Origin of the sequence: Dermacoccus sp. UBA1591 (assembly GCF_002322065.1) — a bacterium.
Lineage (GTDB): Bacteria > Actinomycetota > Actinomycetes > Actinomycetales > Dermatophilaceae > Dermacoccus > Dermacoccus nishinomiyaensis.
Window position 1 is genome coordinate 3,582 of sequence record NZ_DCNR01000001.1, and the last position, 12,885, is coordinate 16,466.

13 protein-coding genes and 1 tRNA gene are annotated in these 12,885 nt (G+C 69.2%); 8 read left to right on the top strand and 6 right to left on the bottom strand.

Annotated features, from left to right (window positions below; genetic code table 11):
* From B2284_RS00020 to B2284_RS00040, 5 genes are all read left to right on the top strand, one after another.
* Positions 1–733, top strand: a 733-nt coding sequence (locus tag B2284_RS00020; protein WP_286697046.1) for a resuscitation-promoting factor, incomplete at its 5' end; no start/stop codon positions are given.
* A gap of 98 nt (positions 734–831) precedes the next feature.
* Complete coding sequence (gene rsmA, locus B2284_RS00025; RefSeq protein WP_286697047.1) at positions 832–1,725, top strand: 16S rRNA (adenine(1518)-N(6)/adenine(1519)-N(6))-dimethyltransferase RsmA; 894 nt, start codon at positions 832–834, stop codon at positions 1,723–1,725.
* A gap of 98 nt (positions 1,726–1,823) precedes the next feature.
* Positions 1,824–2,750: a 4-(cytidine 5'-diphospho)-2-C-methyl-D-erythritol kinase gene (locus B2284_RS00030; RefSeq protein WP_038569193.1), complete on the top strand. Its 927-nt coding sequence runs from the start codon at positions 1,824–1,826 to the stop codon at positions 2,748–2,750.
* Positions 2,751–2,971: 221 nt separating this feature from the next.
* A complete protein-coding gene (locus B2284_RS00035; protein ID WP_074046490.1) occupies positions 2,972–4,807 on the top strand; it encodes an ABC-F family ATP-binding cassette domain-containing protein in 1,836 nt (611 codons plus the stop codon).
* Between the two features lie 142 nt (positions 4,808–4,949).
* Positions 4,950–5,678, top strand: coding sequence for a TetR/AcrR family transcriptional regulator (locus B2284_RS00040; RefSeq protein WP_286697048.1), 729 nt, complete (start codon positions 4,950–4,952; stop codon positions 5,676–5,678).
* A 12-nt stretch (positions 5,679–5,690) separates the two neighbouring features.
* Here B2284_RS00040 and B2284_RS00045 read toward each other — a convergent pair whose 3' ends face one another.
* Together B2284_RS00045 and B2284_RS00050 are read right to left on the bottom strand one after the other, a co-directional pair.
* Complete coding sequence (locus B2284_RS00045) at positions 5,691–6,287, bottom strand: MarR family winged helix-turn-helix transcriptional regulator (protein ID WP_006946807.1); 597 nt, start codon at positions 6,285–6,287, stop codon at positions 5,691–5,693.
* 72 nt (positions 6,288–6,359) lie between these two features.
* Positions 6,360–7,079 carry a TetR/AcrR family transcriptional regulator gene (locus B2284_RS00050; RefSeq protein ID WP_286697049.1) on the bottom strand — a complete coding sequence of 240 codons (720 nt, stop codon included), beginning with the start codon at positions 7,077–7,079 and terminating at the stop codon, positions 6,360–6,362.
* Positions 7,080–7,247: 168 nt separating this feature from the next.
* On the opposite strand from B2284_RS00050, the gene B2284_RS00055 reads away from it, so the two are divergent.
* A tRNA-Gln gene (locus B2284_RS00055) sits at positions 7,248–7,326 on the top strand.
* Between the two features lie 83 nt (positions 7,327–7,409).
* Here the strand turns inward: B2284_RS00055 and B2284_RS00060 are convergent.
* Positions 7,410–8,042: a hypothetical protein gene (locus B2284_RS00060; protein ID WP_040014998.1), complete on the bottom strand. Its 633-nt coding sequence runs from the start codon at positions 8,040–8,042 to the stop codon at positions 7,410–7,412.
* Positions 8,043–8,268: 226 nt separating this feature from the next.
* Between B2284_RS00060 and B2284_RS00065 the strand changes: the two genes are divergently transcribed.
* Positions 8,269–8,742 (top strand): trypsin-like serine protease, encoded by a 474-nt coding sequence (locus B2284_RS00065; RefSeq protein WP_286697050.1) that lies wholly within the window; start codon positions 8,269–8,271, stop codon positions 8,740–8,742.
* Positions 8,743–9,123: 381 nt separating this feature from the next.
* Here the strand turns inward: B2284_RS00065 and B2284_RS00070 are convergent, their stop codons facing one another.
* The gene (locus tag B2284_RS00070; protein WP_239304681.1) at positions 9,124–9,294 is read right to left on the bottom strand and encodes a hypothetical protein; all 171 of its coding nucleotides are present in this window, start codon (positions 9,292–9,294) and stop codon (positions 9,124–9,126) included.
* A 109-nt stretch (positions 9,295–9,403) separates the two neighbouring features.
* Here B2284_RS00070 and B2284_RS00075 point away from each other — a divergent pair, with 109 nt between their 5' ends.
* Positions 9,404–10,639, top strand: a complete 1,236-nt coding sequence (locus tag B2284_RS00075) for a helix-turn-helix domain-containing protein (protein WP_074041150.1) — start codon at positions 9,404–9,406, stop codon at positions 10,637–10,639.
* Positions 10,640–10,641: 2 nt separating this feature from the next.
* On the opposite strand, the gene B2284_RS00080 is transcribed toward B2284_RS00075, so the two are convergent.
* Positions 10,642–11,667 (bottom strand): alpha/beta fold hydrolase, encoded by a 1,026-nt coding sequence (locus tag B2284_RS00080; RefSeq protein ID WP_286697051.1) that lies wholly within the window; start codon positions 11,665–11,667, stop codon positions 10,642–10,644.
* A 5-nt stretch (positions 11,668–11,672) separates the two neighbouring features.
* A complete protein-coding gene (locus B2284_RS00085; protein ID WP_062258417.1) occupies positions 11,673–12,794 on the bottom strand; it encodes a low temperature requirement protein A in 1,122 nt (373 codons plus the stop codon).
* Between the last annotated feature and the right edge of the window lie 91 nt (positions 12,795–12,885).

Consider the following 12,885-nt stretch of genomic DNA (forward strand, 5'->3'; position numbering starts at 1 on the left):
GACGAAGGCTGCGCCGAAGCAGACGCAGGCCGAGCGCGCCTCGCGTTCGCAGGCCCGTCAGGCTCTGCCGGCCAAGCCCGCCACGCCCGCCAAGGCCGCTGCTCCCGCCGTCACGTACGTCAACTGGAGCCAGGTCCAGACGATCCCGGCGAAGACGAAGTACGTCTACAGCGCCGACATGCCCAAGGGCACGTCCAAGGTGACGCAGGAAGGCCGTTCGGGCGCCGAGACGGTGACGTACCGCAGCGCCAAGAAGGGCGAGAAGGTCGTCTCCTCCAATGTGATCGACACGACCGTCACGCGCAACGCCGTGCGCCGCGTCGTCACGATCGGTACGAAGCAGGCCGTTCAGCAGGCGCCGCAGCAGTCGCAGCAGACCCAGGTGTCGCGTTCGACCGCCCGCAAGGCCGTGACGCAGCAGAGCGCGCCGAAGCAGCGCACCTACGCCTCGTCGGCCCAGCGCACGCAGAAGAGCGCTGCCGCTCCGGCCGCCGCCAACTCGGGCATGTGGGACCGCATCGCTCGTTGCGAGTCGACGAACAACTGGCACATCAACACGGGCAACGGCTACTACGGCGGCCTGCAGTTCGACAACCAGACGTGGCTCGGCTCCGGCGGCGGCGCCTACGCCCCGCGCGCCGACCTCGCGACCCGTGAGCAGCAGATCGCCATCGCGAACAAGGTCTACGCCCAGCGCGGCCTGCAGCCGTGGGCCTGCGGCCACGCAGCCTGATCGACACCTGACGCGCACCGCGCGCCCGGTCATGAAGACCCGGCTCGTCCCCTCGTGGGGCGGGCCGGGTCTTCGCATGTGCCGATAGGGTTGGCGTCATGCATGACGACGACGCGACGCCCGCAGGCCGTGACGACACGACGGGCCTGTTGAGTGCCGCCGACATCCGCGAGCTCGCCGAGCGTCACGGGGTGCGTCCGACGAAGACGTGGGGGCAGAACTTCGTCATCGACCCGAACACGGTGCGCAAGATCGTCCGCCTGGCAGGGGTCGGGGCCGACGACACCGTCGTCGAGGTGGGCCCGGGGCTCGGGTCGTTGACGCTCGCACTGCTGCCGGCCGTCGCGCATCTCAGCGTCGTCGAGGTCGATCCGAACCTGGCGGCGCAGCTGCCCGCGACGGTTGAGCGGTTCGCGCCGCAGCACGCATCGAAGCTGAACGTCGTCGAAGCGGATGCGATGACGGTCGACTCGCTCGAGCCGGCACCGACCGCGCTCGTCGCGAACCTGCCGTACAACGTGTCGGTGCCCGTGGTCCTCAACTTCCTCGAGCATTTCCCGTCGCTGCAGCGCGTGCTCGTCATGGTGCAGCTCGAGGTCGCGCAGCGCCTCGCAGCGGAGCCGGGCAGCAAGGTCTACGGCGTGCCGAGCGTCAAGGCCGCCTGGTACGCCGACGTGCGTCTCGCAGACCGCGTCGGACGCAACGTCTTCTGGCCGGCCCCGAACGTCGATTCGGGTCTCGTCTCGCTCGTGCGTCGTGACCCGCCGACGACGGAGGCGACGCGCGCGCAGGTCTTCGCGTGCATCGACGCCGCGTTCGCGCAGCGCCGCAAGACGCTGCGGGCTGCCCTCGCCGGCTGGGCGGGCGGCGCCGACTGGGCCGAGGCGGCACTCGTGGCAGCGGGCATCGACCCGCGGACGCGAGGCGAGCGCCTCGGTATCGACGAGTTCGCCGCCATCGCCTCCGCCCACGCGGCGGCGACGCAGGACTGAGTCGTCCTCCGGCCGCAATGCTCACCCAACACTGTGGCGGACGGCGCCTGTTGGCTCGGGTGGCTGCCCGGAGGGCGGTCCATGCATAGGGTGGGGGCATGACGGCTTCGAGCGCACAGATCACCCGCGTCAGCGTGAGGGTGCCTGCGAAGGTCAACCTCGAGCTGTGCGTGGGGCCACGCCGCGCCGACGGGTTTCACGACCTCGCAACGACGTTCCATGCCGTCGACCTGTTCGACGAGGTCGACGTCACGTCGGCCGACGAGTTCTCGCTCACGGTGACGGGGCTCGGCGCGGACGTCGTGCCGTGCGACGAGTCGAACCTGGCCTGGCGAGCGGCGCAGCTCATGGCCACCTCGTACGGCGTCGACGGCCGCTGCGCCATCGCGATTCGCAAGGCCATCCCGGTGGCTGGTGGCATGGCGGGCGGATCGGCCGACGCCGCCGCGACGCTCGTCGCCTGCGACGCGCTCTGGGGGCTCGGCCTGTCGCGCGCGACGCTCGAGGAGCTCGCCGCGCAGCTCGGCTCAGACGTCCCGTTCGCCCTCACCGGAGGCACCGCGCTCGGCACCGGGCGCGGGGAGAAGATCGTGCCGGTGCTCGCGACGGGCACCTACCACTGGTTGTTCGCGCTGACGCACGAGGGGCTGTCCACGCCCGCCGTCTACGCCGAGTGCGACCGGCTTCGGGAGGGCCACCGCGTGCCTGAGCCCTCTCCGTCGGACGGCCTGCTCGCGAGCGTCCGCTCCGGTGACGTCCACGGCGTCGCCGTCGCCATGCACAACGACCTGGAGCCTGCGGCGCTGTCGCTCATGCCGAGGCTGCGCGCCCTGATGGAGTTCGGCCTGGAGATGGGTGCCCTCAACGCGATGGTCTCGGGTTCGGGCCCGACGGTGGCGTTCCTCATGGCGAGCCGCAAGGACGCCGTCGCGCTGCGCAACGTGCTCGCTGCCGGTGACCTCGCGGACGACTATGTCCTCGCCGCCTCCACTCCCCACGGCGCCCAGATCACCTCCGCCTCCTGACGCCCCGACCGAACCCCCGACCCGCCCCGCCTTGCCACCCTGCGATTTTCGTCCACCCTCGCGATTGCCATCCACATCGGCGATCTACGTCCCCATCTGCGAACTACGTCCACATCTGACGGACGGCGTGGCGAGCGCTCGTCTCGGTCCGGCACCTGCTCTGACGGGCGCCGCATCATTAGCTTTGGGCGACGTGACACGGCGGTGAGACAATCGCGGGCATGGCCAACCTCCTGTCCGCTGAGAAGATCTCGCTCGCCCTCGGCACCCAGCAGTTGCTCGATTCGGTGTCGCTCGGCATCGGCGGCGGTGAGCGCATCGGCATCGTCGGCCGCAACGGTGGAGGCAAGTCGACGCTGCTCAAGGTGCTCGCGGGTGTGCACGAGGTCGATTCGGGGCGTCTGACGATGGCGAACGGCGTCACCGTCGGCATGCTGACGCAGGCGGACACGATTCCTGCGGAGTGGACGGTGCTGCAGGCCGTCGTCGGTGATCGCGCCGAGCACGAGTGGGCGGGGGAGGCCCGCATCCGCGAGGTCATCAACGGGTTGTTGCCGGGCATGGATCTGCACGACGTCGTCGGCCCCAAGTCCGGTGGCGAGCGCCGTCGCATCGCGCTCGCGAAGCTGCTCGTCGACGACCCTGATCTGCTGCTGCTCGACGAGCCCACCAACCATCTCGATGTCGAGGGCGTGCAATGGCTCGCCGACTTCCTCAACGCACGCCGCACACGCAGCGACTCGGCGCTCGTCACGATCACCCACGACCGGTGGTTCCTCGACGCGACGAGCACCAACACGTGGGAGGTCATCGACGGACGCGTCGAGCAGTACGAAGGCGGTTACGCCGCGTTCGTGCTCGCGAAGGCCGAACGTGCACGCATCGCGGCCGCGACGGAGGAGCGTCGCCAGAACCTGCTGCGCAAGGAGCTCGCGTGGCTGCAGCGCGGTGCCCCGGCCCGCACGAGCAAGCCGAAGTTCCGCATCGACGCGGCCAACGCGCTCATCGCGAACGAACCGGATCCGCGCAATGACGTCGAACTCGTCCGGTTCGCGACGACGCGGCTCGGCAAGGATGTCATCGACCTCGTCGACGCGTCCGTCACGCTCGGCGGGCGCGAACTGCTGACGAAGCAGACGTGGCGGCTCGCGCCGGGCGAGCGCACCGGCATCGTCGGCGTCAACGGCGCGGGCAAGTCGACGCTGCTGCGCGCCATCGCGGGAACCCAGGAGCTGTCGGCGGGCAAACGCAAGCAGGGCAAGACCGTCAAGATCGCGTACCTGACGCAGGAGGTGCGCGAGCTCGACCACGTCGAGGGCTGGCGCGTCATCGAGGCGATCGAGGACGTGGCGAGCTACATCATGCTCGACGGCAAGGAGACGTCCGCCTCGCAGCTCGCGAAGCGGCTAGGCTTCTCCGGGGGACGTCAGCAGGCGCGGGTGTCGGAGCTGTCGGGTGGCGAACGTCGACGACTGCAGTTCCTCCGCCTGCTCATGAGCGAACCGAACGTGCTGCTGCTCGACGAGCCGACCAATGACCTCGACATCGAGACGCTGCAGTCGATGGAGGACGTCCTCGACGGCTGGGCGGGCACACTCGTCGTCGTCAGCCACGACCGGTACCTGCTCGAGCGCATGTGCGATCGCCAGGTCGCCTTGCTCGGAGACGGCAAGATCCTCGACCTCATCGGCGGGGTCGAGCAGTACCTCGAGCTGCGTGCGCACCACCTGCAGGCGCAGGCGGCGTTCGAGCGTCAGGGCGCGGCGGCAAAGGGGGTCGATGCGACCTCGCTCGCGGCTGACGACGCAGCAGGCGCTGGCGCCGGCGGACGCGTGGTGAGCGCCGCCGAGGAGCGCGAGGCGCGCAAGACGGTGGCGCGCATCGAACGTCAGCTCGCGAAGCTGGCCGAGCGCGAGACCAAGCTGCACGACGAGCTCGCCGCTGCCGCAAGCGATTACGGCAAGGCCGCGGAGATCGACGTCAAGCTGCGTGCCGTGCTCGCCGAGAAGGACGAACTCGAGATGGAATGGCTCGAGGCCGCCGAGGTGCTCGCCTGAACTGAGCGCGTGTTCCGGTCGCGCGCGGCGCCTGGCCGCGCTGCGCCGTTTGCCACCAGGCGCCGTGAACGACTGTCTAGGAGGGTTCTACGACCCCGTGCGCGCCGATTGAACGTGTTCAACAGCGTGGTTGACTGAGCGCATGACGTCGAAGTCGGAGCAGACGCGTGAAGCCCTCGTCGAGACGGCGTTGGCGATGTTCCGCGAGCACGGCTACGAGAAGACGACGATGCGCGCGATCGCCGCGGAAGCCGGCGTCTCGCAAGGAAATGCGTACTACTACTTCGACGGCAAGGACGCGCTCGTCCAGCAGTTGTACCTGCGCCTCCAGGCCGAGCATCGCGACGTTGCGCTGGCCGCCATCCGCGACGGAGCGCCGCTTGCCGACAACCTATGCGCGCTGTGGCGGGAGGGCATCGACGTCATGGAGCCGTACCACGGCTTCGGTTCGACGCTGCTGACGACGGCGCTGCAGGCGTCGTCGGGCACGAGCCCGCTGTCGGGAGCGTCGGCGCAGGCGCGCGACGATGCGATCGGCCTCGTCACCGACGTGCTCGAACGCTCGAAGGGCGTGCCGGGTGGCGCACTGCGACGCCAGTTGCCGATGTTGCTGTGGCTCGTCTATCTCGGCATCACGCTGCACTGGGTGTGCGATGACAGCGAGCAGCGGGCGCGCACGATGACGCTCATCGACGGCGTCGCCCCCATCCTCGCGCGCATGCTGATGCTCGCACGGCTACCGGTGGGACGCGGGCTCGTCGCGGACATCACCGCCCTCGTCGAGAAGCTGGCGCCGACCGGATCTCTTCCGACGGCGCTGTCGGAGCCTGCAGCCAGGACGTCGAGCACCGTCCGCACCGAAGAAGACTGAGGTGCCTCGCGGTCAGCTCTCGACGGCCGTGAGCAGCGTCCGCAGCGACGCGGCGAGGTGAGCGCGAGCGTCGTCGTCCATGCCGGCGAGCAGGCGGCGCTCGTGATGCAGCAGCGCGTCGAACGCGGCGTCGACGGCCCGCAGCCCCGCGGGGGTCAGCCGGACGAGGACGCCGCGGCGGTCGCTCGGCGACGGTTGACGCGAGACGAAGCCGCGTCGTTCGAGTCCGTCGACGCGATTCGTCATCGTGCCGGAGGTGACGAGTGTCTTCTGCACGAGGGCGCCGGGGGAGAGCTCGAACGGTTCGCCTGCGCGGCGCAGGGCGGACATCACGTCGAACTCCCAGCCGTCGAGTTCATGCTCGGTGAAGACGGCGTTGCGCGCCTGGTCGAGGCGCCGCGCGATACGGCTGATGCGCGAGAGCACTTCGAGCGGCGTCGTGTCGAGCCCCGGGCGGACGCTGGCCCAGGCATCGACGATGACGTCGACCTCGTCATGGTGCGGCTTGCCGCCGGGAGCGGTCGACGCCGTAGACGCGATGTCGTCGGCGCCCTTTGGGCCGAAGGCACGGTTCGAGTCGGCAGGGCGCGGCGAGCCGGTGAGTGACATGCGGTCATTCTATCGCTCGTCAAGAAACTTGATGTCGAGAGACTTGCCCTCGGCAGACGGCGTCAGCCCTCGTCACGCGATGTCGTCGTCCGTCTCGTCGTCGCCCAGGCCCATCGGTGCCACCATGTTGTCGACGTCAGGCTCGCCGCTGGCCACCGGCGCGGCCGCGACGAGCGTGGGCGTGGCGTCGAGGCCGGTGAGTCCGTTCCAGCCGAGGTTGACCATGTGGGCGGCCATCTCGGTGGCGTCGAATTCCTGGCCGTGCTCGATCCACCAGTCGCCGGTGAGGGCGGCCATGCCGATGAGCATCTGCGCGTAGATCGGCGCGAAACGGGGGTCGATCTCGCGGCGCGACATGACGCGGGAGAGTTCGTTCTCGATCTTTGTGGCGATGTCCGACATGAGGCTCGCGAGGGAGCCCGTCGAGTGCCAGGACGGGGCGTCACGGATGAGCACACGGAAACCGTCGGGGTTGGCGCTGATGTAGCTGAGTTGGGCGGTCACGGCGCGTTCGAAGAGTTCGCGGGGTGTGCCGTCGTCGGTCAGGGCGCTCGCGATGTGGTCGAGGAAGCTGCGCGTCTCGCGGTCGACGATGACGGCGTACAAGCCTTCCTTGCCGCCGAAGTGCTCGTAGACGACGGGTTTCGTCACGCCCGCCGCCGCCGCGATCTCCTCGACGGTCGCCGCCGCGACGCCTCGTTCCGCGAACGTGCGGCGCCCCACGTCGATGAGCTGTTCGCGACGCTGGGTGCCCGACATACGCGTGCGGCGAGGAGTTGTCATGCCCCCCATTGTGCCGGGTGGGCGGGAGGTCGCAGCCGAGACCTGGGGCGCCCGGGCGGGCTGACGCGGTCCGAGGCGCGGTCCGCGCCGTAGATCGCGGGGACGCGTCGGTGCGTCGACGGAGTGCAGCGCGGCCCGGCGTGAACTACTCTTGTGCGGTCCGCGCTTCGCGGACGTTCCCCGGTTGCTCTGCTGGCAGGGGCCGCCTGACTTTGAATCAGGACTAGCGACGTTGGTTCGATTCCAACCCGGGGAGCCTGAAAGCCCGACCATCATCGTCCGAGAGCGCGTCATCGTCGACGCGTTTCCGGGCGAAGATCACGCGGGACGTGACGCCGATCAGCGATGACGAGACGTCGCGGCACCCCCGGCGGCGATGGCCGCGAACGCGAGTCCGGCGAGGCCGAGCTCACCGGACGTCGGGGAGCTCCGCGACGCGACGAGGTCCGTCTGCACCTTCGGGTCGATCGGCTTCGGGGCGGGCTTCGTCGGAGTGGGCGTGCCCGGCATCGGCTTCGTCGGCTGGGCAGGGGGAATGACGGTGCCGTTCGGCTGAACCGTCGGCAGACCCTTGCACGTCGCCGGAATCGTGCCGGTGACGCTGAACGCCGACCCGCTCGTGTTGCCCTTGACGGTGATCGTCACCGTCTTCCCGGCCTGGTTGATCTTCGAGAAGATGACGAGCGGCTTGTCGTGCGTCACCGGGCCCATCGTGTGCGTCTCGTGCAGCTGCGGCTCGCTCACCGTCACCGTCGCCTCCGGCGTCTTCACCGTGCCCACTGCGATGACGTGGTTCGGCATCCCCTTCGAGCACCAGAACTCGATCGGCGTGTGCTGAAGGCTGCCGACGATCGTCGACTTGGCGTGGTCCCCGGTCGTGCTGGGCGTCGCAGGCGAGTCGGCCGCCATTGACGGCGCGGCCGCGGCCAGGGTCAGGGCACCCACGCCGGCAGCGGCGAGAGCAGGGAACATCTTCCTGGGGAACTTCTCAGGACGAATGCGTGACGATGGCGCTTCCCTCCGCGCGACGTCGGCCGCGAGAACCGCAGCTTGGTGCGGCAACGACCCACTTCTGCGCCGAATCCGTCAGGGTGATCCATATTTTCGCAATGCGACAAATGCATGTCGCCGATACAGTCATGTATAAAAAGCGGCCGGCCAGCAGGCCGAGGCACCTGGCACCGACGGTGACACGTCGATGAACGTCTACCTCTCCAACTCCACCTCGAACCGCGGCACGCCGATCGCCGTCGACGCCATGCAGAGCTCGTCCAACGGCGACGTCGTGCTCGCGCATCTCATCGAGCCGGCCCTCGTCAACCAGAACATGCCACTCGCGGACTCCTGCGACGCGACGGCGGGCGACTCCGGCGTCATCGAGGGCTACAGCCTGCGCGCCTACCGCGTCCCGACGTCGGGGCTCTACAAGGCCGGCGTCTCCGTCCTGGGTGAGAGCGCCGAGGCCTACGGTGGTCGCGCGATACACCTCGAGGGCGTCAACGGCTCCTCGAATCACGGCGACTCGGGTGGCCCGCTCATCGTCAACGGTCAGATCGTTGGCGTCTGCTCGACGGGCGACTCCACCGATCCCGGCTCCGACATCCACACCGGCTCCAACTACGCCAACCTGACGGACAGCCGCCAGTGGATCACCGATGTCACGGGCGTGTGACGGCTCATCGACGCTGACCCTGCACTCATGCAGACGCCGTTGGCACGCAACACGCGTGCCGACGGCTTCGTCGTACCGGGGAGTGGGGATGGTGTCTGTGCTTCCGCGTCGTCGTGCGAACGGAGGTCGCCGTCAGCGGCACACCGTCGCATCAGTCGGGGTCATGAGGGCTCCCTCTCGTGGGTCACGGTGCTCGTGCATCGCGAGCTGACGGCAATGGTGGTCCGCCTGTGGGCGATGGCGCTCAGGGTGCAGCGGGCAGGGATGGACCCTGGTGGCGCCCGAGTAACGCCTTCATTGACAGCGCGTGGCTGACGAACGACGCGTGCCCCGCAGCCTTTGGGGCTACGGGGCACGCGACGTTACGCAGTTGGTGGATGATCAGGCCGGCCAGGTGTCCGACATGCGGTGCTCGCCGGTCTTCACCACGAGGTGGTGAGCGGAGCTCGCCTGCGCTGCGTCAGCCGAGTTGGCGGCGACGATGGCCACCGTCGGGGCCGCGGCGGCAGCCACGAGCGCAGCGGATGCGGAAATCTTCTTGAAGATGGCCATGGTCACTCCTGGATATGATGCGTAATGTAGAGAGTTCAACAACTTGCTCTACGCTGAGTCAAGTTGTGTGTCAAGTATGCCTCGCTTTTGGGGCTGAAAGTAGTTACCGATGAGTTTTGGTGAACGCCTGAAGGCGGCGCGCAAACAGGCGGGCCTTTCGCAGACAGAACTGGCGGGCAACAGGTGCAGCGTCAGCTACGTCTCTCACCTCGAATCGGGCCGTCGGACCCCGACCCCGGACATGCTTCGCTACTTCGAGACCAAGCTGAATCTCGAGCCCGGCACGCTCGGGAGTGCCTCCGATCTGTCCGGGTTCGGGCGCCGCAAGGCGGGAGAGGCCGAGGCGGTTGCTCTTTACTCCGAGGCCGTTCTTTCGTGGCGCCAGGGTTCATTCGGTCTTGCCTTCGAACAGGCGCAGGACGCCCGCCGCCAGCTGTCGACGGTCGGACGTTCCGACATCACACTTCTCATCGGTGCCTTGCTCGTCGAGATCAACATCGACCTCGGGCACTATCGCGAGGCAGTCGCTGAGGCCACGGCTCACCTGACAGCTGCGCGCGCGGTCGGCTCCAGCTTGCTCGAAGCGCGGGCCGGCATCCTCACTTCCAAGGCGGCGCGTCTCGACGGGGACGCGCGGCTCGCCGCGTCGAGCGCTGCGGACGCCGTGCGACTCTGCCAGTCCGCGCACCTCCCCATGATCGTGACGGCGCAGGCACTCATCGCCGCCATCTCAGCCGGGCATGACGATGCCGGCGCCTACGCCCACGAGCTCGAAGAGTCAGCCGCAGCGCTCGAGGAGACCCCGACTCGCGGCCTGGCCGAGTGGGTGCTCGGCAACGTGGCGTGGCACAGCGGTGACGTCGAGGCCGGCAAGGCTGCGCACGATCGAGCGAACCAACTCCTGTCGCCCACCGCAGACTTCCGTAACTGGGCTCGTTTTCCGCGCGTTGCGGCGGAAGAGCGACTCCAGGCCGGCTGCGAGGACGGGGTCGCGGAACTGTTACGCGAAGCGAAGAGCCGCCTCGACCTGCTCGAGAGCGCCGATGAATTGGCGACCCTCGCCATCGTGCGTGCGCGGTTCGCGCGGGCGCAGGGGCACGTGGATGAGGCGCTCGATGACATCCGCGCCGCCCTCGAGGATGCCGACCTGCCGCCGAGCACGCAGGGGCGCCTGTACCTCGCAGCCGCCCACGCCTACGGCGAACAGGGCGACATCACGCAGGCGACGGCCGTCGCGCTGCAGGCAGCACGCCGCTTCACCGAGGCCGGCGACGTCACCCAAGCCCGTGCTGCTTGGGAGTTCGTCGACGAGACCACGCAGGCCGCAGAGCAGGCGAACGCCTGACGTCAGGGCGTTCGCAGCCGCGTCAGCAGTGTTTCGATCGCGGCCGCGAAACCTGCCGGGTCGGCGACCATCGACAGGTGGCCGGCTTGCGGAATCGTCGCCGTCGGCGCGCCCGCGAAGTTCTGTTGCGCGACCTGGAGCGAGCCGCCGGACATCGCGTCCTCGGCGCCCCAGACGATGCCGCGCGGCACGCGGATGGTGCGCACTTGCTCGGGGCTCAGGTGCGTCATCGCGTGTGCGGCCATGACGCGCATGGCGTCCTCCGCGTCGCGCGAGCGCAGCGGCCGCATCCACGCGTCGATCAGTCGGTCGGCGTCGGGGCCTTGCAGGCCGCGACACGTCGAACCGCACTGGTCGTCGAAGATCGGGCGCGCGAACACGTTCGTCTGCGTGCCGAGTCGGTAGAGAGTCGTGACGTACGGCAGGCGCGAGACGACGCCCGTCCACGCACCAGGGTCGGCCGATCGTCCTTCGAAGGCCATGGCGTCGCCGTCGGCGAAGATCACACCGCCGATGGCGCCCGGGGCATCGAGCGCCGCGCGGCCGACGACGGCCGCGCCCAGCGAGTGCCCGACAAGCACCGGCCGCTCGATGTGCAACGCCTCGATCAGACCCGTGACGGCGCGCGCCTGATCCTCGATCGAGTAGTGGCCCGTGTACTGGGAGTAGCCCGCCCCGGGCAGGTCGATGGCGTAGACGACGTGGTTCTTCGCGAGCTCCGGCGCCGTGAGCGACCACGCGACCGTCGACTCGGCGAAACCGTGGACGAGCACGATCGGTGTGCCGTGCGAACCCCACACGCGGTAGTGCACGCCCGCGCCGTCGACGACGACGTCGCGCCCGTCGGGCGCCTGCAGCGTCTGCGGCGGCCGCACGAGGGTGTTCAACGTCAACGATGCGATCGTCACGACGAGAAACAGTTTGACGACGACGCGCGCCACCCGGCGCATCAGCCGTCGACCACGCCCTGGAGCGGGCCGGCCGCCAGGGGAGGCGCCGCCGTCGGGCGCACTGGCGGCGGTGCTCATGCGGCTCATTCGGCGAGGCCGTTCGTCACGTCGTCAGCAGTGCTCGCGCCGGCTGCGCCCGCGACGTCCTCACCGACGGTGCCGGTACCACCGGCAACCTCGCCGGCGCGCATGGTCTCGACATGGGCCGTGATGCGGCGCTCGCCGTACCCCTGCACCCAGATCGCCGCGGAGATGTAGAGGAACAGCAACGTGATGACGATCCACGGCGCCCAGTGACCGCCGAGCCACCAGATGACGACGACGGGGACGAGATACGTCGCGAGTTGCGTCAACCCGCCGAGGATCGCGTGCCAGGTGCCCTGCGGATCGTGCGGCGCCCCCGTTGCGTCGCGTGCCCGCTTTTCGCGGGCTGCAGCCTGTTCGCGACGCATCTGGGCACGCTCAGCGGCCGTCTGCGGGCGGCGTCGCGGTTTCAGCCCGAGGTTCGTCGCGAACGCCTGACGGGTCAACGACTGCGTGCCGACGTGCACGAGAATCATCCCGAGGCACAGGCACGTCAGCGATCCGGGGCGACGCTCTCGCCGAGCACGATCATGACGAACAGGCCGGTGCGTTCGACCAAGTGCGGGCCGCTGAGGCGCGGCGCGTCCGACTCCTTGCCGTCCGGGCGCCGCAGCGACAGGCTCATCTCGAGGAGGGCGGGCGGCGAGCGCCCAGCCGAGCAGGTGCTCGGGCACGAGCGGGGTGAGCAGCCACAGCGTGCTGACGCCCGGGCCCCACAGCAGCGGACGCATGGCGCCGACGCCGCGTCGTCCGCTCCACCACAGCGGCCACACGGCCGTGCGCGCGATGACGTAGCCGACGGCGAACAGCCACGGATGGCCGTCGATGAGGGGTTCGACGCCGAGTGCGAGCACGCCGACGCCGGCCATCGAGGTGAACATGAGCGGGCGTCCGCGTGGGCCGATGCCGCCGTGCACGTTCGTCAGCGCCGTCACGTTGAACCACGCGAACCACACGAGCATCGTGAGCTCGATCGTCGCGGCGATGCGCCCGCGACCCGGGTCGCCGTGCAGCAGGTGGGTGAGGCGCTCGATGGCGACGACGAAGACAAGGTCGCAGAACAGCTCCAACCACCCGACGTGTTGGTGCCGCACGGTGGTCTCGCCGATCGCCTCTGACATGCACCCAGCATGAAGGCGTGCAGGTGTGCGCGACGAATGCACGCAGCGCCTCTGGCGGTGGTGGGCGGTAGAGTCACCCTTATATGCCCCG